Consider the following 20,825-nt stretch of genomic DNA (forward strand, 5'->3'; position numbering starts at 1 on the left):
TTAAGCGAAAAGCTGGCAAGTTGACGTGGAGTCAACTTTCCAGCTTTTGTAATTTTTAATTTGCTTCAGCATAATTCTTCCACTTACAGAAGTGGGGGATGAAGCCAAGTATAGCCTTTGTTCGGTGGGGGCCCAACCCTAGGCTGAATAGGTGAACTCAGGCTAAGAACGCCGCGTCGTGCGGCAACGCCTAAGTGACCAACGTCGTGTTGGCCCAAAGCCCCTGGAGGGAGTCACAGATTTTTAGAGGAGTTTTCGAGCAAGCTCGAAAAAAATCTGGACGCAATTACGCCAAGGCGTAATGGATTAGATTTGCTTTTTACATAAGGATGTCGATTATTTTTTATTCATCGAAATCATCGTCATCTGAAATCATTTCATCAAATTCCATTTTAATTGCTTCATAAACGAAAAGTGCAGCGATTAAATGGGGCATTACAATACGCTCACCGAGATTTGTCGGATGTGGCAAAATTCCACCGCGCAATTTTAAGCAAATATATGTGTAGGCTAACTCGCTTAGTTCATTACTTTCGCTAGCTACCTCACTCGCAACAGCTGCAAAAGGAATGAAAGCTTCGTTTAATTGTTGTGCAAGTAAAACCGCATCGGCATCGTTGCCACTACGCGTAAAAATGATGACACGATCAGCAGATAAAAGCTTCACATCCTTTGAATACGGTGCAAAATGGGCAAATGGATCAGCACCATGAAGTGCATTCAGTGCAACGCCTTCCATTTCGCCAAAGCATGCAAAATATACCGTACCTTGTCCAATCGCAGCCTGTGCAAGCAGCCTAGCAGTTTCTTCAATCATGTCCTCTTCAGATTGCTGAATGCGCTGAAGAAGTCCCGAAAGTTGTGTTGTTAAAATTTTCGACATAATTCCACCTCATGCCTATTATAAAAGTGTAAATAATAAAAAGCAAAATAGGAAATAATTAAAATAAGAAGGGAATTTACGGATTTAATCGAATTAAGTTTATGACTGAAATAATCTGAACAAGTTAGTTCACTATAAATTCTTAAGGGGAATGAAATTGAAACTAAAAGAAATTTTAATTGTTGATGATCAGCAAGGAATCCGACTATTGTTAAATGAAGTATTTAAAAAAGAAGGGTTTATCACACATCTTGCAGCCAATGGAATCGATGCATTAAATATTGTTCAAACGAAAGGAATTGATTGTGTCCTTTTAGATATGAAAATCCCGGGCATGGATGGTTTAGAAATTTTAACACGATTAAAATTACAAAAAATAAATTTGCCTGTAATCATGATGACCGCTTATGGGGAACAGGATATTATTGATAAGGCGATGGAACTAGGCGCAATCCGATATTTCACAAAACCATTCAATATATTTGAAGTTCGTGATGAAGTGAAAAAAATTTTAGCAAATTATGAAGAAAAATATAGTTGAACACGTTTGCAGGCAGTAGCGAACACTGTCTGTTTTTGTTATGATAAATCTGAATGTTTTTAATCCAATCAAGATGGATGAACAGATTTGGATTGGTATTAGAAAAAAGACCATTTCAAAAATTCTTAGCAGAAATGTGTTTTTCTAAAAGTAACTTATTATTATATCTTCGAGGAGGATTTTTATAATGGCATTAGTATCAATGAAAGAAATGTTAGCAAAAGCAAAAGCAGAAGGTTATGCAGTTGGTCAATTCAACATTAATAACTTGGAGTGGACACAAGCAATTTTACAAGCAGCAGAAGAAGAAAAATCACCTGTTATTTTAGGTGTTTCTGAAGGTGCCGGCAAATATATGGGTAGCTTTGTGACAGTTGTGAAAATGGTTGAAGGCTTAATGGAAAGCTATAAAATTTCAGTTCCAGTTGCGATTCATTTAGATCACGGCTCTAGCTTTGATAAATGTAAGGAAGCAATTGATGCTGGCTTTACATCAGTAATGATTGATGCATCTCACCATTCATTCGATGAAAACGTAGCAATTACAAAAGAAGTAGTAGCTTACGCACATGCAAAAGATGTTTCAGTAGAGGCAGAACTTGGTACAGTTGGTGGCGAGGAAGATGGCGTTATCGGCGGTATCATCTATGCAAACCCACAAGAATGTAAAAACCTTGTAGAAGCAACGGGTATTGATTGTCTTGCACCAGCATTAGGCTCAGTTCACGGACCATATAAAGGTGAGCCAAACTTAGGCTTTACTGAAATGGAAGAAATCTCAAAGTTAACTGATTTACCATTAGTATTACACGGTGGTACAGGTATCCCAACAAAAGATATTCAACGTTCAATTTCTTTAGGAACAGCAAAAATAAACGTTAACACTGAAAATCAAATTGCGGCTTCAAAAGTAATCCGTGAGTTTTTAGATAATGACAAAACAACTTACGACCCACGTAAATTCTTAGGCCCAGCTCGTGAAGCGATTAAACAAACAGTAATTGGTAAAATGCGCGAGTTTGGCAGTTCACAAAAAGCATAATAAAATGGGTAACATCTCGTTCAATTATGAGCGAGATGTGTTTTTCTAACAATTAATCACAACATGTGTTTGGAGGATAATAAAAATGAAATTTTTTATAGATACAGCGAATTTTGAGGACATTAAAGAAGCATACTCTTGGGGCATTCTTTCAGGTGTCACAACAAATCCATCATTAGTAGCGAAAGAATCAGGTGTTAATTTTCACGATCGTTTACGTGAAATCGCAGAATTAGTAAATGGCTCTGTTTCAGGTGAAGTTATTTCGTTAGATGCAGAAGGAATGATTCGTGAGGGTGAAGAATTAGCTGCAATCCACTCAAATATTACAGTAAAACTTCCAATGACTCCTGAAGGCTTAAAGGCTTGTAAACACTTCTCGGATAAAGGCATTAAAACAAATGTCACATTAATTTTCTCTACAAATCAAGCATTATTAGCAGCCCGTGCAGGTGCAACTTATGTATCGCCGTTTTTAGGTCGTTTAGATGACATCGGTCAAGATGGTGTTGAATTAATTCGTGAAATTGCTGAAATGTTTGCCATTCATGAAATCTCAACAGAAATTATTGCAGCATCTATTCGCCATCCACAACATATTACGCAAGCTGCATTAGCAGGAGCACATATTGCAACAACGCCATTTAAAGTTTTACAACAACTGTTTAACCATCCATTAACAGACAAAGGAATTGAGGGATTTTTAGCGGATTGGGCGGCACGTGAAGGGAAATAATAAACGTAAAGTCACAGTAAAAGGCAACTTTTTTATGGAAAGTTGCCCAATGCTAAAATGAACGGAAAAATTTTTCCAAACGTGAGGGAGAAAGTAAAATGGATGTGTATAAAATTAGAGGCGAACGCCGTCTTAAAGGAAAAGTAACAATTAATGGTGCAAAGAATAGCGCAGTCGCCCTAATTCCAGCATCAATTTTAGCGGGTTCTTCCGTAACGATTGGAGGAATTCCTGAAATTTCAGATGCATGGGCATTAAAGGCATTGCTTGAGGAAATCGGTGGAGAGGTGACATTTGAAAACGGTCAAATGATAATCGATCCAACTAAGATGGTCGCAATGCCATTACCGAATGGCAACGTAAAAAAAATGAGAGCTTCCTATTACTTAATGGGTGCGATGCTTGGTCGCTTTAAGCAAGCAGTAGTGGGACTACCAGGAGGCTGCTTTTTAGGACCTCGTCCAATTGATCAGCATATTAAAGGTTTTGAGGCACTAGGTGCAAAGGTAACGAATGAGCACGGTGCGATTTATTTACGTGCTGACGAACTAATTGGGGCTAAAATTTATTTAGACGTGGCGAGTGTTGGGGCAACGATCAATATTATGTTAGCAGCTGTTCGAGCAAAAGGAAGAACGGTTATTGAAAATGCTGCAAAAGAGCCTGAAATTATTGATGTTGCAACGCTCTTAACGAATATGGGCGCTAAAATCAAAGGAGCCGGCACAAGTGTTATTCGTATTGACGGCGTTGATGAATTAAGTGGCACGAACCATACTATTATTCCAGATCGTATTGAGGCATCAACATTTATGATTATGGCGGCAGCAGTTGGCGATGGAGTGTTAATTGACAATGTCATCCCACTTCATTTAGAGGCTGTAACTGCTAAATTACGTGAAATGGGTGTCGTAATAGAAATAGATGAAGAAAGTATTTATATTCCAAAACAAGGTCAATTGCGAGCAGTCGATGTAAAGACGCTCGTTTATCCTGGGATCCCGACAGATGTACAGCAGCCTTTATCTGTTCTAATGACACAAGCAGAAGGTACATCTATCGTGACGGATACAATTTATTCTGCTCGCTTTAAGCATATCGACGAGCTTCGAAGAATGAATGCGAAGGCACGCGTAGAGGGGAATACAGCGATTATTCAAGGCCCATCTGTTTTACAAAGTTCAGCGGTAACAGCAACCGACTTACGAGCAGGTGCTGCACTAGTATTAGCGGGTTTACTCGCTAAAGGTGAGACAGAAATTCATGATATCTATCATATTGAGCGCGGTTACGGTGGTTTAATCGACAAGCTGTGCATGCTAGGAGCAGATATTCGTAAAGAATCAATTGTCATTAAGACAAATAAAAAAGCATAATAATATATTACGGATAAATCAAAAAAACTGAATAATGTGCTACAATATTACGGGTGACTAATCAATTTTCATCAAATAGATTTAACTTCTTTCAGCATTCATCACCCACTTCAATAGGTGTTGAGATTAATTCGTGTTTGAAGTTACTATTCAGTGGATGTCACGGAATTATGCCGAGGCATAATTGAATATAGAATAAAAATAACATCTTTCAATGCAGTAAGTTCGGCGTTAACCGATCACAGGAGGCAGACAGGAAATGGAACGTAGTTTATCAATGGAAGTAGTACGTGTAACGGAAGCAGCAGCTATCGCATCAGCAAAATGGATGGGTCGCGGACTTAAAAATGAGGCAGATGATGCAGCAACAACAGCAATGCGCGTTATGTTCGACACTATTCCAATGCATGCAACAGTTGTAATTGGTGAAGGAGAAATGGATGAAGCACCAATGCTTTATATTGGTGAAGAACTAGGACTTCGTAACGGCGGACCAGAAGTTGATATCGCAGTTGATCCATTAGAAGGGACAAACATTGTAGCTAAAGGTACAAATGGCGCAATGACTGTACTTGCAATTGCAGATCGAGGTAACTTATTAAATGCACCAGACATGTATATGGATAAAATCGCTGTAGGTCCAGAAGCAGCGGGCAAAGTAGATATTAATGCTTCCGTGACATATAACTTATTACAAGTAGCAAAAGCAAAAAACAAAGATATTTCCGACGTAGTCGCGACTTTATTAGACCGTCCACGTCATCAGCATATTGTTGATGAAATTCGTGAAGCAGGTGCACGTATTAAATTCATCCAAGATGGCGACGTTGGTGCAGCAATCAATACAGCATTCGATGAAACAGGTATTGATATTATGTTCGGTATGGGTGGCGCTCCAGAAGGCGTAATCTCAGCCGTGGCATTAAAATGCTTAGGTGGAGATTTCCAAGCGAAATTAGTACCAGAAGACGAAGAACAATTAGCGCGATGCAAAAAAATGGGTATCGACGTGGATAAAGTGTTAATGATGAACGATTTAGTAAAAGGTGATGATGCAATCTTCGCAGCAACAGCAGTTACAGATTCAGAGTTATTACGCGGCGTTCAATATAAAGGCTCTTATGCATTAACACATTCGGTAGTTATGCGTGCAAAAACAGGTACAGTTCGTTTTATCGAAGGTCGTCACAGCATCGATAAAAAACCAAATTATGACTTTAAATAACTTCTTTATAACAGAAGATTAATTGAAAATGCATTCCCATTTCGTTAATCTCGTTATATAATTAATGCCCGGCTATAATTGCCGGGCATCTTTCAAATCAATTGAAACTGAAAATTGATCCTTCATTCGATAATTCCCTCACACCTGGATTACATAATCGAATCAATCGAATTCACCGATAAATAAGTACCCAATAAAAGAGAACTGAAAAAAATATAGACTGGAGACATCACATGACAGCATTAACGATTGCGCAATTAGAAAGCATGACATTAAAAGAACTTTATGCTTTAGCAAAGCAATATAAGCTAACGAATGCTAGTAAGCTAACGAAAAAGGAACTGATTTTTGCCATATTAAAATCACGTTCTGAACAAGAAGGATTTTTCTTCATGGAAGGCGTTCTTGAAATTGTTTCGACAGAAGGCTTTGGTTTTTTACGACCAATTAACTATTCACCATCAAAAGAGGATATTTATATTTCGGCATCTCAAATTCGCCGATTTGGTTTACGTAATGGTGACAAAGTATCGGGTAAAGTTCGCCCGCCAAAAGAAAATGAGCGTTACTATGGATTATTACAAGTGGATGCAGTCAATGGAGAAGATCCTGAAGTTGCAAAAGAACGTGTGCATTTCCCAGCATTAACACCACTTTATCCAGATCGCCATATTAAACTTGAAACGGCACCAACTCAGTTATCAACACGCATTATGGATTTAGTAGCACCTGTTGGCTTTGGACAACGTGGATTAATCGTTGCTCCACCAAAAGCGGGTAAAACATCGCTTTTAAAAGAAATTGCCAATTCGATTACGACGAATCATCCACAAGCAGAATTAATCGTATTGCTAATCGATGAACGTCCGGAAGAGGTAACAGATATCGAACGTTCAGTGAATGCAGATGTTGTGTCATCTACATTTGATGAAGTACCTGAAAACCACGTAAAAGTAGCGGAAATGGTTTTAGAGCGCGCGCGTCGTTTAGTAGAGCATAAACGTGATGTTATTATTTTAATGGATTCAATTACGCGACTTGCCCGTGCGTATAACTTAGTTATTCCACCAAGTGGACGTACACTTTCAGGGGGTATTGACCCAGCTGCATTCCACCGTCCAAAGCGTTTCTTCGGTTCTGCCCGTAACATTGAAGAAGGGGGCAGCTTAACGATTTTAGCGACAGCACTTGTTGATACAGGAAGCCGTATGGATGAAGTGATTTATGAGGAATTTAAAGGGACAGGTAACCTAGAGCTACATTTAGACCGTCATTTAGCAGAGCGCCGTATTTTCCCAGCGCTTGATATTCGTCGCTCGGGTACACGTAAAGAAGAATTACTCATTCCAAAAGATCAGCTTGAGAAATTATGGGCAATTCGTAAAACATTTAGTGATTCTACCGACTTTTCAGAGAAGTTTTTACGTAAATTACGTACAACGAAAACAAATGAAGAGTTTTTCGAAAAGCTTGATACAGATATGAAAAGAGCAACGAATGGTAAGGGGTTACTATAAAAGATAGTATATGAATTGAACATATAAAGCCGTCTTATTATTGGAATGGAATTCTAGCTAAGAATTCGCCGCATTCCACAGTAGCGGTGGCCTAAATCAAAAAGTTTCAGAAGCACAAACGTATAAAGGGGCTTGCCTTGCGCAAAGCACAAAGATGAGTCGTACAGTTTTGTGCAACAAAGCTGTGTGGTTCATGTTCTTGGTCAGTCTAACAAGCGCAGAAGAATTTATCACAATCCTTAATAGAAAGCTTACATTAGCGGAAGGGATTCTTTAGCTCAACTTATTATAGATAAAAGGTTAAAAATTAAACAAAACAGTTGCATTGATAAAACTTCCTTGCTATACTTTCTTAAGTATGAAACGTGTGCATATGTAACCGACATATTCGGGTTATGTAAGGCACAGTTCGAATAATACTCTGTTCCGGATGGTTCAGGGCGAGAGGAGTAACGAATATGAAACAAGGTATCCACCCAGATTACAAAACTGCATCTGTAGTATGTTCTTGCGGTAACACTTTCGAAACTGGTTCAGTTAAAGAAAAAATCAGCATCGAGTTCTGTAACGAATGTCACCCATTCTACACAGGACGTCAAAAATTCGCGTCTGCTGACGGACGTGTTGATCGTTTCAACAAAAAATACGGTATCAAGTAATATCGAAACCTACTTCCAAGCCTATTTGGAAGTAGGTTTTTTAAATAAAAAATATAAAAATCTCTTCATTTAGTTTAATCAGGATGGAACTTATTAAATACTAGCGTTAGAAATGAGGATTATGAATGGCACAACTATTTTATAAACATGGTGCAATGAATAGTGGGAAATCGATTGAAATATTAAAAGTAGCACATAACTATGAAGAACAAAATAAACCGGTGTTAATTTTTACATCAGGCATTGATACGCGTGATGAAGTAGGAACTGTCTCAAGTAGAATTGGACTTCGACGTCCTGCAACAGCGATTTTTAAAGAAACGAATATTTATGAAATTGTAAAAAATCACAACGAAAAATTATACTGTGTATTAGTTGATGAAGTGCAGTTTTTATCAAAAGAACATGTTCTCCAGTTAACTCAAATTGTCGATGATTTAAATATTCCGGTCATGGGATTTGGCTTAAAAAATGATTTCCAAAATGAATTATTTGAAGGCAGTCGTTACATGCTTATTTATGCGGATAAAATTGAGGAAATGAAAACAATTTGTTGGTTCTGTCATAAAAAAGCAACGATGAATATACGCGTCGATGAAAATAAAAAACCAGTACGAGCAGGCGATCAAATTCAAATCGGAGGTAATGATAGCTATTACCCGGTTTGTCGCAGATGCCATAGCAATCCGCCATTATAAAGTAAAATAGATATTTAACAATTGCTAAATACCCAAATTTGGAATTGCACAAAGCTGTGTGGTTCATGTGCTTTAGCCTAACGAGCACACCTTAATTAGAATCTATATTAGAAAAGTTATCATTAATTTAAGAAACTTTTGGTATAAATGTAGCATCGGTGAATTAATTTCTTTATACTAATATAGGTAGATTTTAACGTGTGAAATTTAATGCAAAATAATAATAGAGGTGAACTAAATGTTTGATCGTTTACAAGCGGTTGAGGACCGTTACGAAAGATTAAATGAATTATTAAGCGACCCAGATATCGTTAATGATTCAAAAAAGTTACGTGATTACTCAAAAGAGCAGTCAGATATTCAAGAAATGGTTGAAGTATATCGCGAATATCAATTGGTAAAAGAGCAATTGGCTGATACGCGTGAATTAATGGATATGGAAAAGGATCCAGAAATGTTTGAAATGATGAAAGAGGAATTTAATGATTTAAATAAGCAAATTCCAGCATTGGAAGAAAGCTTACGTATTTTATTAATCCCGAAAGACCCGAATGACTCGAAAAACGTAATTATGGAAATACGAGGAGCTGCTGGTGGGGACGAGGCGAATATTTTCGCGGGCGATCTTTTCCGTATGTATACACGTTATGCTGAAACGCAAGGTTGGAAAGTCGATATTATGGAAGCTACACCGAATCCATCTGGCGGTTACAAAGAAGTAATCGTAATGATTAATGGTCAAGGGGCATACTCTAAATTCAAATATGAAAATGGAGCGCACCGCGTACAACGTATACCAGCGACTGAATCACAAGGTCGCATTCACACATCAACTGCAACAGTAGCATGTCTTCCAGAGATGCATGTAGAAGATGTTGAAATTCATGAAAAAGATATCCGTGTAGACACATTCGCATCATCCGGTGCTGGTGGTCAATCCGTAAATACAACGATGTCCGCTGTACGTATGGTTCATTTACCAACAGGTGTTGTTGTTTCGATGCAAGATGAGCGTTCTCAAATTAAAAACCGTGAAAAAGCAATGAAAATTTTAGTTGCACGTGTAGCTGAAAAGAACCGTGCAGAAGCACAAGCAGAAATTGATTCTACCCGTAAGTCAGCAGTAGGAACAGGCGACCGTTCTGAACGTATTCGTACTTACAACTATCCACAAAATCGTGTGACAGATCACCGTATTGGTTTAACAATTCAAAAGTTGGACCAAATTGTGGAAGGTAAACTAGATGAAATTATTGATGCACTTATTTTAGATGAGCAAGCAACACGTCTTGCAAACTTAAATGAAAATGCATAAAACTATTTTAGAGGCCCTAAATGGGGCTTCTTCTTTTTTAATGGAAAATGGTCGCGAAGGAAATGCCGCAAGATTACTTTTACAGCACATCTTGCAAACAAATTATTCAGGTTTAATGATGAAAATGCATGATGCGTTAACCGAGGAACAGCAGCAAAATTTTACACATTTTATTGAACAGCATGTAAAGGGTGTTCCGGTTCAGTATATTACAGGTGAGGAAGAATTTTATGGTCGCACCTTTTTTGTGGATGAGTCGGTATTAATCCCCCGACCTGAAACGGAAGAATTAATTGTTGGCGCCATTACGCGTATGGAAAAATTATTCGGAAAGCATACCGAATTGAAGCTAGCGGATATCGGGACAGGCAGTGGTGCTATTGCGATAACAATGAAAAGTGAATGGTCAGAAGCGGTTGTAACAGCAACGGACCTTTCAGAAATTGCCCTTCAAACAGCTCAAAAAAACGCTGAGCAGTTACAAGTGAATATCACGTTTAAATTAGGGGATTTAACAGCTCCTATTGCAGATGAAAAATGGGATGTAGTGCTATCTAATCCGCCATACATTGCTTTTAGTGAAATAGAAGAAATGTCAGATGTTGTAGTTGATCATGAGCCACATTCTGCTTTATTTGCAGAGGAGGATGGACTCATTTTATATCGTAAACTTGCTGAGCAATTACCACCGCTTATGAATAAACCAGCGCTTATTGGTGTTGAAATCGGTTATTCACAAGGGCAGGCAGTAGCGGAAATGTTTAAGGTGAGTTTTCCACAAGCGCATGTTTCCGTAGTAAAAGATATAAATGGAAAAGATCGAATGGTTTTTTGTGAAATAAGTGAATAAAATCTATCTTTCTTGCTAACACTTGCTAGCAAGGGGGAATTAAAATGTTAAATGATTACGAGATTCAAACAAATTCGAATAAACATATAATGATTGCAATCTTAAAACTATGCTTTAGTATACTCGTGCTGTATGGTGCGATTATGATAATTCCAACAGTCGTTTATGATGTCCAAACGACACAAGCGGAACAGGCAGAACAATTGAAAATACGTGTCGTTGCGAATAGCTCTTCTGTGCAAGATCAACAGCAAAAGCAATTAATTGTGGAAAACATTCAAGAATTAATTGAAAGTAAAACAATGAACTCACAAGATATCCACAATTATGAGGAAATTTATGCAGTTATTCAGAAGGAATTCCCAGATTTGAAAATAGCAATGAATATTGGGGATAACTTAATACCACCAAAATATCAATTTCATAGATTCTATCCACAAAATGTATACAATTCTGTCACATTTGTCATTGGAAGTGGTCGAGGGGAAAATTGGTTTTGCTCAGCATTCCCAACGGTGTGTAGCCCACCGAAAGAAGTGGAAAAAGAAAAACATAAATTTTTTATTTACGAGTGGTTCAAGAAAAGTAACGTTGCAAGTGTGAACAACTAGTCTAATATTATCCACAAAATTCAGAAAGTTATCAACATTATGTGGATAAAGTCGAAAAATTCGAGCGATAAAGGGGGATGCCAATTGGAGACGAAACAATTACATGTGGATGAAAATGTGGATAATTCCGAAAATTATGCACAAGCTGTGGATTTATTAAATAAAAGTGAAGTTGTCGCATTCCCGACAGAAACTGTTTATGGTTTAGGTGCCGTTGCAACAGATGAGAAGGCAGTGAAAAAAATATTCGCTGCAAAAGGAAGGCCATCTGATAATCCGTTAATAGTTCACATTGGGACAATCGAAGAGTTGACATACTATACTTATGATATTCCGGAAGTTGCTAAAATATGCATGGAACATTTTTGGCCAGGCCCTTTAACGATTGTAATGAAGGCAAAACCGGATGTTTTAGCACCAAGTGTAACAGCCGGATTGCAAACGGTAGGAATTCGCATGCCGGATCATCCTGTCGCATTAAAGCTGCTTCAACAATTGAAAAAACCATTAGCTGCGCCTAGTGCCAACCGCAGTGGTAAACCAAGCCCTACAAAGGCGAGTCATGTGTATGAGGATTTGGTAGGGCTAATTCCGTGTATTTTAGATGGTGGTTTAACAGGAATTGGTGTTGAATCAACTGTACTGGATGTCACGTTAGATTCACCGGTAATTTTGCGTCCAGGTGGTGTGACAAAGGAAATGCTGGAACAAGTAATCGGCCCTGTTTTAGAACCGAACTTTGAACAGCAACAAATCGAAGCTACACCGAAAGCACCGGGCATGAAATATACACACTATGCACCAGACGCACCGGTTTATTTAATCGAGCCGAATGAAAATAATGTGCAGCAGGCAATAGCATATTTGAAACAACAAGGTCACCAAGTTGCGTTACTCGCACCAGAAAATTTTAATAAAATGACAGTCGATAATTTTTTTACATTTGGAGATGCCGGTGACATCGAGAAAATGAGCGCAACACTTTATGATGTATTACGCGCATGTGATAAAACCGATGCAACGATTATTTTAGCAACGTCCACGACTAGAGAAGGTGTCGGAACAGCCATTATGAACCGACTTGAAAAAGCAGCAGGTGGAAATTGGTTTCAATTACAAAAACAATAATGACTTGGAAACACTCTATAATAGTTAGATGGAAAATCTAGCTTTTACAGGGTGTTTTTTTTGTGGTGAGGGACGTTTGTCAATTTGTGTTAATTGAAATGGGAATTAGCTTTACTACAGGTAATTAGAAGCGACCAAAAATGGGTGATATTTAAGGGGCAGATGGATAGAACAGCCATTTGAATGGATATCCACAAAAATTCATACAGTTAAGGTGATATGGTATACGGGGGGAGTTTAGGGTCGAAAAATGCTCGTTTAGAGAAGTAATAAGGATAATTCGGATAAGATTAGCATAAAATACAACAAACTTTTTTGTAAGAGGAGGAGGGGAGTGCAAGAAATTATTACAGGAGTAATAATGTCTTTTGATGTCGTTGCACTCTATTTATTGACGACAAAAGTACGTTCAAAATTAGTATTAGCCCTTTGGACAGGAGCTCTCCACGCGATTTTTCCGCTAATCGGATTCCATTTCGGTGAATTGCTTTCAGGCATTTTTCTTGAATGGACAGGTCGAATTTCTTCTATATTATTATTCTTCGTTGGTTTACAACTACTTTTATCAGCGAAAAACAATGAAGTTCCAGTAATACCCTTATCTATTGTAGCAATATTAGCAAGCTTTGACACCTTTTCAGTTAGTCTATCTTTTGGTATGCTAAACTTACAGAAGGAAGTTTTTGTTATAAGTGCGGGAGTGGCTACTTTTATCTTTTCTTATGCCGCGCTCCATTTCGCACAAAAATCGAGCATATTAAAGAGCTATATTTTTAAAATGGTTGCTGGAATGCTATTGATTGTACTAAGTATTATGTTTTTGGGATAGTAAGAAAACATGAAAGAAGCGATGGAAATGAATATTTATTTTATTTGTACAGGAAACACTTGTCGCAGCCCGATGGCAGAGGCAATATTAAAAAATAAAGATTTAAAAAATGTAAATGTACGTTCGGCAGGAATTTATGCGCTTGAAGGTGATCAAATGTCAGAAAACTCAAGTGCTATATTAAATCAAGAAAATATCCAACATCAACATTTGTCTCGGCAGATTAATAGCAAGGATGTGGCGTGGGCAGATTTAATTTTAACAATGACGGCGGCGCATAAGGAAGTAATCAACCGAACTTTTGAAGAGGCTTTCGAAAAGACCTATACGTTAAAAGAATATGCGACACCGTATAGCACCCAAGATGTTTTTGACCCATTTGGAGGAGACATTGCATTATATAAACAAACATTTGAAGAATTAAAGCGAGCAATTGATGAGCTAGAAGAAAAAATAGTAATGGGAGGAAAAATCGAATGAATTCACAAAAGAAAGTGTTTAATTTGCGTAGGAAACTTGTGTTATTTGTAGGGATATTAGCGTTGATTACATATTCAACAAGCTATGTATTTATTGAATTTATTCAACCAATGTTCTTTGAGTCTGTAAACAGTAGTCTATTTCAAGTCATTACATATTCATTAGGAATTTTTTGGTCTTGTGCGTTAGCGGCGGTATTTAGTATTATCCTTGTTCGACCATTGCAACAATTAGAGAAGAGCGCAAATTCTGTGGCAGAGGGTAAGATTGGGAAAGATGTTGAAATGCCAAAAACAAATGACGAAATCCGTAATGTAGCAGAAGCATTTCAATTAATGGTTACAAATTTGCGTAAAATGGTAGAAGGTATTGAAGAAAATTTTAAAAAAACAGATTCTACTATTGTTGATTTATCTGACCAAACTTCATCAGTCGCTAGAAACTCAGCGCAAATTACACATAATATTGGCCATATTTCAAGTGGTGCAGAGGCATCAGCAATTGCCATTCAAGAAACGGTAGAGGCGCTTGAGGAAGTTCGTGAGTTGGCAACGGAAATTAATAATAAAGCGGTGCATTCTGCTGATCATTCGAAGCGAATTATTTCAAACTTGTCGAACACGACCGATGCAATACAAAGCACTGTAAATAGTATACAAAAAATTGCAACAGATAATAAAAATGCGTTAGGCAATATTCATGAGCTTGAAAAAAATGCGGAACAAATAGAACGAATTATTGGTCTGGTGGGAGATATTGCTGGTCAGACGAACTTACTTGCACTGAATGCGTCGATTGAAGCAGCAAGAGCAGGGGAGCACGGAAAAGGCTTTGCTGTCGTAGCGGAAGAAGTACGTGGATTAGCGGATGAAAGTGCTAAGGCTGTGCAAGGGATTACAACATTAATTCAAACAATGCAGCAAAATGTCACAGTCGTCGTAAAACAAATGAATGAGCAAGTAGCATTTGCAGTGAATGAATCATCACGCGTATCTGAAACAACAGCTGCAGTTGAAGGGATGTCAAAAGGCATTTATGAAATGGCTGATGCAGTTGTGACGATTTCGCAATTAATCGATCAACAAATGCAAAATATTAGACGTACAGCACATCAATCGCAGGAAGTTGCTGCTATTGCAGAAGAAACATCTGCAAGTGCCCAAGAAGTAAATTCGGCATCTGCAGAGCAAGCCTATGCAATTGAACAAGTTGAGGCATTAGCTAGTGATTTGAAGCATCAATCAAGTGAGTTATATAAAGTCATTCAAAAGTTTGACCGTGTGAATTAATAAAGCTTTCAATGTTAAAAATGAACGAAACAACAATGACCGAAGTTAACATTTCGGATTCATTGTTGTTTTTTGTTCAACACCAGAATGTCTATTAAATCATGCAAATTGTCTATAAAAATTATGTCGAAACAAAATTCCATAAAGTTTAAAATTTATTAAAGTGGGAATCTGACTAAGAATCCGCCGCCTCTCGCTTTAGCGGCGTACCAAATCCGGAAAGTTTCAGAATGGCATACTAAAGCAGAGGAACTCAGGCTAAAATGGCCACGTCCTGTGGCAACGTCTGAGTGACCAACGTCGTGTTGGCTCAGTCTTGCACAAAGCACAAAAATGAGTCGTTCATATTTGTGCTAAAATTGTCTGTGTAGCTCATATGCCTAGCCAGCCTAAACTACTAGCTCGCACTTAATTAGTGCCCAAATTAGAACTCGCGTTATCAATGGTATCTACAAAAAAATGTAAATTACATGAGAATCACGAATGTTCAAGGTGATTAATTGTTAAATATCCGTAAAAAACTAACGATTGTGTATTTATAAGCTGGAACATTCGTGTTTTATGGAGAAATCAGAAAATTTATTAATGAAAAACATGTTATTCTTATAGAAGAAATGGTACACTGTTGTTGAATATAAATGAAAAGAGGGAACCCACTTGAAAATTGCGATTTCTTCCGATCATGGTGGCAATAATTTACGTAAAGAAATTATGGCACTATTAGACGAATTGTCGATTAGCTATGAAGATTTTGGACCAAAAACAAATGATTCAGTAGATTACCCAGATTATGCACGTCCTGTTGCAGAAAAAGTAGCAGCTGGAGAATTTGATCGCGGCATTCTAATTTGTGGAACAGGAATTGGTATTTCCATTGCGGCGAATAAGTTTAAAGGTATTCGCTGTGCTTTAGTACATGATGTATTTTCAGCAAAAGCAACTCGATGCCACAATGATTCTAACGTATTAGCGATGGGCGAACGAGTAATCGGACCAGGCCTTGCACGTGAAATCGTGGAAACTTGGTTAAATACAGAGTTTGAAGGCGGACGTCACATTCGTCGCGTTGAAAAAATTTCTGAAATTGAAGGGTAATTGCACATGACAAACTTACACCATTTGCAAAAGGATTTAGCGTTAGTTTTACACGAATTCGAGCAACAAGTGAAGTTTAATAAAAAGCAATTATTTGTCATCGGTTGTTCTACCTCTGAAATCATCGGAGAAAAAATTGGAACTTCTGGTGCACTTGATGTTGCGCAAGTGTTATATGAGGAATTTTCGCGTTTTGCGTACAAGCATGATCTTTATTTAGTTTTTCAAGGCTGTGAGCATATCAATCGTGCACTCACGATAGAAGCGGCAGCAGCGATGCAATACCAATTAGAGCCTGTTTCAGTTGTACCTGTACGATCAGCGGGAGGTTCTATGTCTGCGTATGCTTATACACAAATGCAAGAGCCAGTTATCGTGGAGGCTGTAAAGGCACATGCAGGAATTGATATTGGTCAAACACTTATTGGTATGCATTTGAAAGCAGTTGCTGTGCCCATTCGAACATCTGAAAAAATGTTGGGTGAAGCAGTCATTACGTTAGCTACAACACGTCCGAAGCTAATTGGCGGAGAACGTGCACAATATTAACTTGCTTCAGCAGAAGTCCTTCACTACTATAATGGGAGATGCATGCTGAAGATGTACTGGTTTCAGTTAGAGTCTAAACTATGGCTGAATCAAGTTAGCACCTGCGGATGTCACAGATTTTTTAGGGAAGCTTTTCGAGCGTGGTCGAAAAAAATCTGGACTAAAGTTAGCCGAGGCGTAATTGATTAATCTATTTGAATTGGAAACACCGATTATTCGGAACAATATTTAGGGGGATTTATACACATGGCATTTGAAAAATTAGCAGTACAAGACAAAGTAATTTTGGACGCAATCTTATTAGAGAAAAAACGCCAAAACACAAACATCGAGTTAATCGCTTCAGAAAACTTCGTATCAGAAGCAGTAATGGAAGCACAAGGTTCTTATTTAACAAACAAATATGCTGAAGGCTATCCAGGTAAACGCTATTATGGCGGCTGTGAGCATGTTGATGTAGTAGAAGATATCGCGCGTGACCGTGCAAAAGAATTATTCGGTGCGGCATATGTAAACGTACAACCTCACTCAGGTGCTCAAGCGAACATGGCTGTTTACCACACGATTTTACAACCAGGTGACACAGTTTTAGGGATGAACCTTTCACACGGTGGTCACTTAACACACGGTTCACCAGTAAACTTCTCTGGTATCCTTTACAACTTCGTAGAGTATGGTGTTTCTGAAGACACGCAAACAATCGATTATAACGACGTTCGTGAAAAAGCATTAGCTTCTAAACCAAAATTAATCGTTGCAGGTGCTTCTGCATACCCACGTGAAATTGACTTCGCTAAATTCCGTGAAATCGCGGATGAAGTGGATGCATACTTCATGGTAGATATGGCGCATATCGCAGGATTAGTAGCTACTGGTGAGCATATGTCCCCAATCCCATATGCGGATTTTGTAACAACTACGACGCATAAAACATTACGTGGCCCGCGTGGTGGTATGATCTTAACAAATGATGCGAAATGGGAAAAAGAATTAAACAAATCTGTATTCCCAGGTATTCAAGGTGGTCCATTAATGCATGTAATCGCTGCAAAAGCTGTAGCATTTGGTGAAGCGTTACAACCTGAATTCAAAGAGTATACAAAACAAATTAAAGCAAACGCAAAAGCATTAGCACAAAGCTTAATGAATGAAGGCGTTGAAATCGTATCAGGTGGCACAGATAACCACTTACTATTATTAAACGTAAAATCTTTAGGTTTAACGGGTAAAGTGGCAGAGCATGTACTTGATGAAGTTGCTATTACGACAAACAAAAACACAATTCCTTACGATACAGAAAAACCATTCGTTACTTCAGGTGTTCGTGTAGGTACAGCAGCAATTACTTCTCGCGGATTTACAGAAGAAGATGCAATTGAAGTAGGTAAAATTATTGCATTAGTACTAAAAAGCCCAGAGGACGAAGCAGTAAAAGCAGCTGCGCGTAAACGTGTAGATGCATTAACTGCGAAATATCCATTATACGCATAATCTATTCAAGCATAGAAAAATCGCCTTACTATTATTCGTGATAGTAAGGCGATTTTTTTAGGGAGTAATTTGCACAATAAATGAACAATTTAAAAACAATGTAGTGTTAGTTTTCGCTAGCGTTATTTTCTGTTATACTAATTTAGATTAAAAACAGTTAGGAGATGGCAAAGTGAGCAAAGTATTCGTATTTGACCACCCATTAATTCAACATAAGTTAACTTATATTCGAGATAAAAATACAGGTACAAAAGAATTCCGTGAATTAGTTGACGAAGTAGCAACATTAATGGCATTCGAAATTACACGTGAGTTACCATTAGAAGAAATCGAAATCGAAACACCTGTAACAACTGCAAAAGCAAAAGTTTTATCAGGTAAAAAGATGGCCATTGTACCGATTTTACGCGCAGGTATCGGGATGGTAGATGGTGTATTAAAACTAATCCCAGCTGCAAAAGTAGGTCATATCGGTCTTTACCGTGACCCAGTAACATTAAAACCAATCGAGTATTATGCAAAGTTACCGGCAGATGTGGAAGAGCGTGACTTTATTATTGTAGACCCAATGCTTGCAACGGGTGGATCAGCAGTAGAAGCAATCAATTCACTGAAAAAGCGCGGTGCGAAAAGCATTAAATTCATGTGCTTAATTGCAGCTCCAGAAGGCGTAGAAGAAATTCAAAAGTATCATAATGATGTAGATATTTATATTGCAGCATTAGATGAAAAATTAAACGATCACGGTTATATCATTCCAGGCTTAGGTGATGCTGGAGACCGTTTATTCGGAACTAAATAATGTAACTTGCTTCATCCCCCGGCGGATGGCACAGATTTTTAGATGAGTTTTCGACTAGCTCGAAAAAAATTTGGACAAAAGTTAGCCGAGGCATAATTGATTAAAAAACGTCCGTGCTTTTTTAGCGGGCGTTTTAACTATGTAAACCTAATCACAGGGAGGAACTCATTATGACAAAAAAATTAAAAGTAATGACTATTTTTGGTACGCGCCCAGAAGCTATTAAAATGGCACCACTTGTATTGGAATTACAAAAACATCCTGAAAAAATCGAGTCAATTGTAACGGTCACAGCGCAACATCGCCAAATGTTAGACCAAGTGTTAGAAACGTTTAAAATTACACCAGATTTTGATTTAAATATTATGAAAGATCGTCAAACATTAGTAGATGTAGCGACAAATGCTTTAATTGGTTTAGATAAAGTTATGAAAGAAGCAAAACCGGATATTGTATTAGTACATGGTGACACTGCGACGACATTTGTAGGCAGTTTAGCAGCCTTTTACAATCAAATTGCGATCGGTCATGTTGAGGCGGGATTACGCACGGGGCAAAAATATTCTCCATATCCAGAAGAGATGAACCGCCAACTGACAGGTGTGATGGCAGATTTACACTTTTCACCTACAGAGCAGTCACGCGACAATTTACTGAAAGAAAATAAACCAGCCGAAGCAATTTACGTGACAGGTAATACAGCAATTGATGCATTAAAAACAACAGTACAGGAAAACTACAGTCATCCCGTATTAGAGCAAATGGGTACGGATCGCATGGTTCTATTAACGGCGCACCGTCGTGAAAATTTAGGAGAGCCGATGCGCAATATGTTCCGTGCCATCATGCGCCTATTAGCTGAACATGATGATATTCAAGTTGTGTATCCAGTCCATATGAATCCAGCTGTTCGCGAAATTGCCAATGAAATTTTAGGGGACAATCCACGTGTACATCTAATCGAACCTCTTGAAGTATTTGACTTCCATAACTTTGCAGCTCGTTCATTTATGATCTTAACAGATTCAGGTGGCGTGCAAGAAGAGGCACCATCATTAGGGAAGCCAGTTTTAGTATTGCGTGATACGACCGAGCGCCCAGAAGGAATTGCAGCAGGGACGTTAAAGCTAGCAGGTACAGATGAAGAAGTAATTTACACAATGGCGAAAGAATTATTGACGAACAAAGAAGCTTACGAGGCAATGGCACATGCTTCCAATCCATATGGAGATGGATTTGCTTCACAACGAATCATAAAAGCATTGTTAGAATTTATGGAATAGGTGAAATACAAGTATAAATTAGTGAAAATGAAAGAAAAACATTGGTTTATATTAACTTTCTTTAAAAGTCAACCGTAAAATTCGCTACAAGTGTAAAAAAAAATATTTGCTTTGAAATGACAAATAGAAACAAAAAAAACGTATAAACTAGCGGATTTTTACGAAGTTAGAAAAGTAAGAAAGGGATTTGTGAATATTCATACACAAATTTGTCAACAATTTGACAAGGTATCTAACAGTGTTAAGTTTTTCACCATTACTAATTGACATCAAAAACACCCTATTGTATGCTTACAAAGGGTAAGAATGATAAGGGTTTCATCAAGTCTAATGGCGCTGAAACACTTGTTATATCAAGTTTCTACTAGATTGACAGTTGAATCCTCAACTTGTCGATTTACAACGTTTTATGCGTCTGGATTAAAG

Annotated in this window: 21 protein-coding genes; 20 read left to right on the top strand and 1 reads right to left on the bottom strand. The window is 37.9% G+C overall.

Features of this window, described 5'->3' with window-relative positions:
* Positions 1-343 precede the first annotated feature (343 nt).
* Positions 344-883, bottom strand: coding sequence for a DUF2529 family protein (locus tag CSE16_RS02340; protein WP_099422383.1), 540 nt, complete (start codon positions 881-883; stop codon positions 344-346).
* A gap of 151 nt (positions 884-1,034) precedes the next feature.
* On the opposite strand from CSE16_RS02340, the gene CSE16_RS02345 reads away from it, so the two are divergent.
* The 20 genes from CSE16_RS02345 (at position 1,035) to wecB (ending at position 20,399) form a co-directional block, all read left to right on the top strand.
* Positions 1,035-1,424: a response regulator gene (locus CSE16_RS02345; RefSeq protein WP_099422384.1), complete on the top strand. Its 390-nt coding sequence runs from the start codon at positions 1,035-1,037 to the stop codon at positions 1,422-1,424.
* A 187-nt stretch (positions 1,425-1,611) separates the two neighbouring features.
* Positions 1,612-2,466, top strand: coding sequence for a class II fructose-bisphosphate aldolase (locus CSE16_RS02350; RefSeq protein WP_099422385.1), 855 nt, complete (start codon positions 1,612-1,614; stop codon positions 2,464-2,466).
* Between the two features lie 85 nt (positions 2,467-2,551).
* A complete protein-coding gene (gene fsa / locus CSE16_RS02355) occupies positions 2,552-3,202 on the top strand; it encodes a fructose-6-phosphate aldolase (protein WP_099422386.1) in 651 nt (216 codons plus the stop codon).
* A gap of 98 nt (positions 3,203-3,300) precedes the next feature.
* Positions 3,301-4,578: a UDP-N-acetylglucosamine 1-carboxyvinyltransferase gene (locus CSE16_RS02360; RefSeq protein ID WP_099422387.1), complete on the top strand. Its 1,278-nt coding sequence runs from the start codon at positions 3,301-3,303 to the stop codon at positions 4,576-4,578.
* 259 nt (positions 4,579-4,837) lie between these two features.
* Positions 4,838-5,803: a class II fructose-bisphosphatase gene (glpX, locus tag CSE16_RS02365; RefSeq protein WP_057986715.1), complete on the top strand. Its 966-nt coding sequence runs from the start codon at positions 4,838-4,840 to the stop codon at positions 5,801-5,803.
* Positions 5,804-6,036: 233 nt separating this feature from the next.
* Complete coding sequence (gene rho / locus CSE16_RS02370; RefSeq protein WP_099422388.1) at positions 6,037-7,320, top strand: transcription termination factor Rho; 1,284 nt, start codon at positions 6,037-6,039, stop codon at positions 7,318-7,320.
* Positions 7,321-7,778: 458 nt separating this feature from the next.
* The gene (gene rpmE / locus CSE16_RS02375) at positions 7,779-7,979 is read left to right on the top strand and encodes a 50S ribosomal protein L31 (RefSeq protein ID WP_099422389.1); all 201 of its coding nucleotides are present in this window, start codon (positions 7,779-7,781) and stop codon (positions 7,977-7,979) included.
* 125 nt (positions 7,980-8,104) lie between these two features.
* Complete coding sequence (locus CSE16_RS02380) at positions 8,105-8,677, top strand: thymidine kinase (protein WP_099422390.1); 573 nt, start codon at positions 8,105-8,107, stop codon at positions 8,675-8,677.
* 238 nt (positions 8,678-8,915) lie between these two features.
* Positions 8,916-9,992 carry a peptide chain release factor 1 gene (prfA, locus tag CSE16_RS02385; protein ID WP_099422391.1) on the top strand — a complete coding sequence of 359 codons (1,077 nt, stop codon included), beginning with the start codon at positions 8,916-8,918 and terminating at the stop codon, positions 9,990-9,992.
* Positions 9,979-10,842 carry a peptide chain release factor N(5)-glutamine methyltransferase gene (gene prmC / locus CSE16_RS02390; protein ID WP_099422392.1) on the top strand — a complete coding sequence of 288 codons (864 nt, stop codon included), beginning with the start codon at positions 9,979-9,981 and terminating at the stop codon, positions 10,840-10,842. The genes prfA and prmC overlap by 14 nt, the downstream gene beginning before the upstream one ends.
* Before the next feature lie 44 nt (positions 10,843-10,886).
* Positions 10,887-11,453, top strand: a complete 567-nt coding sequence (locus CSE16_RS02395) for a stage II sporulation protein R (protein WP_099422393.1) — start codon at positions 10,887-10,889, stop codon at positions 11,451-11,453.
* An 84-nt stretch (positions 11,454-11,537) separates the two neighbouring features.
* Positions 11,538-12,581, top strand: a complete 1,044-nt coding sequence (locus CSE16_RS02400; RefSeq protein WP_099422394.1) for an L-threonylcarbamoyladenylate synthase — start codon at positions 11,538-11,540, stop codon at positions 12,579-12,581.
* Positions 12,582-12,915: 334 nt separating this feature from the next.
* Entirely contained in the window at positions 12,916-13,410 is a 495-nt protein-coding gene (locus CSE16_RS02405; protein WP_099422395.1) for a manganese efflux pump, read from the top strand.
* A gap of 27 nt (positions 13,411-13,437) precedes the next feature.
* Positions 13,438-13,890 (top strand): low molecular weight protein arginine phosphatase, encoded by a 453-nt coding sequence (locus tag CSE16_RS02410; protein ID WP_099425731.1) that lies wholly within the window; start codon positions 13,438-13,440, stop codon positions 13,888-13,890.
* Positions 13,887-15,179: a methyl-accepting chemotaxis protein gene (locus tag CSE16_RS02415; protein ID WP_099422396.1), complete on the top strand. Its 1,293-nt coding sequence runs from the start codon at positions 13,887-13,889 to the stop codon at positions 15,177-15,179. The genes CSE16_RS02410 and CSE16_RS02415 overlap by 4 nt, the downstream gene beginning before the upstream one ends.
* 657 nt (positions 15,180-15,836) lie before the next feature.
* The gene (gene rpiB, locus CSE16_RS02420) at positions 15,837-16,274 is read left to right on the top strand and encodes a ribose 5-phosphate isomerase B (protein ID WP_099422397.1); all 438 of its coding nucleotides are present in this window, start codon (positions 15,837-15,839) and stop codon (positions 16,272-16,274) included.
* 6 nt (positions 16,275-16,280) lie between these two features.
* Positions 16,281-16,823, top strand: coding sequence for a TIGR01440 family protein (locus CSE16_RS02425; protein WP_099422398.1), 543 nt, complete (start codon positions 16,281-16,283; stop codon positions 16,821-16,823).
* Positions 16,824-17,069: 246 nt separating this feature from the next.
* Positions 17,070-18,314, top strand: coding sequence for a serine hydroxymethyltransferase (gene glyA / locus CSE16_RS02430; RefSeq protein WP_099422399.1), 1,245 nt, complete (start codon positions 17,070-17,072; stop codon positions 18,312-18,314).
* A gap of 172 nt (positions 18,315-18,486) precedes the next feature.
* Complete coding sequence (gene upp, locus CSE16_RS02435; RefSeq protein ID WP_099422400.1) at positions 18,487-19,116, top strand: uracil phosphoribosyltransferase; 630 nt, start codon at positions 18,487-18,489, stop codon at positions 19,114-19,116.
* Positions 19,117-19,286: 170 nt separating this feature from the next.
* Positions 19,287-20,399, top strand: a complete 1,113-nt coding sequence (gene wecB / locus CSE16_RS02440; protein ID WP_099422401.1) for a non-hydrolyzing UDP-N-acetylglucosamine 2-epimerase — start codon at positions 19,287-19,289, stop codon at positions 20,397-20,399.
* Positions 20,400-20,825: the final 426 nt, after the last annotated feature.

The organism is Solibacillus sp. R5-41 (assembly GCF_002736105.1).
Taxonomy (GTDB): Bacteria; Bacillota; Bacilli; order Bacillales_A; family Planococcaceae; genus Solibacillus.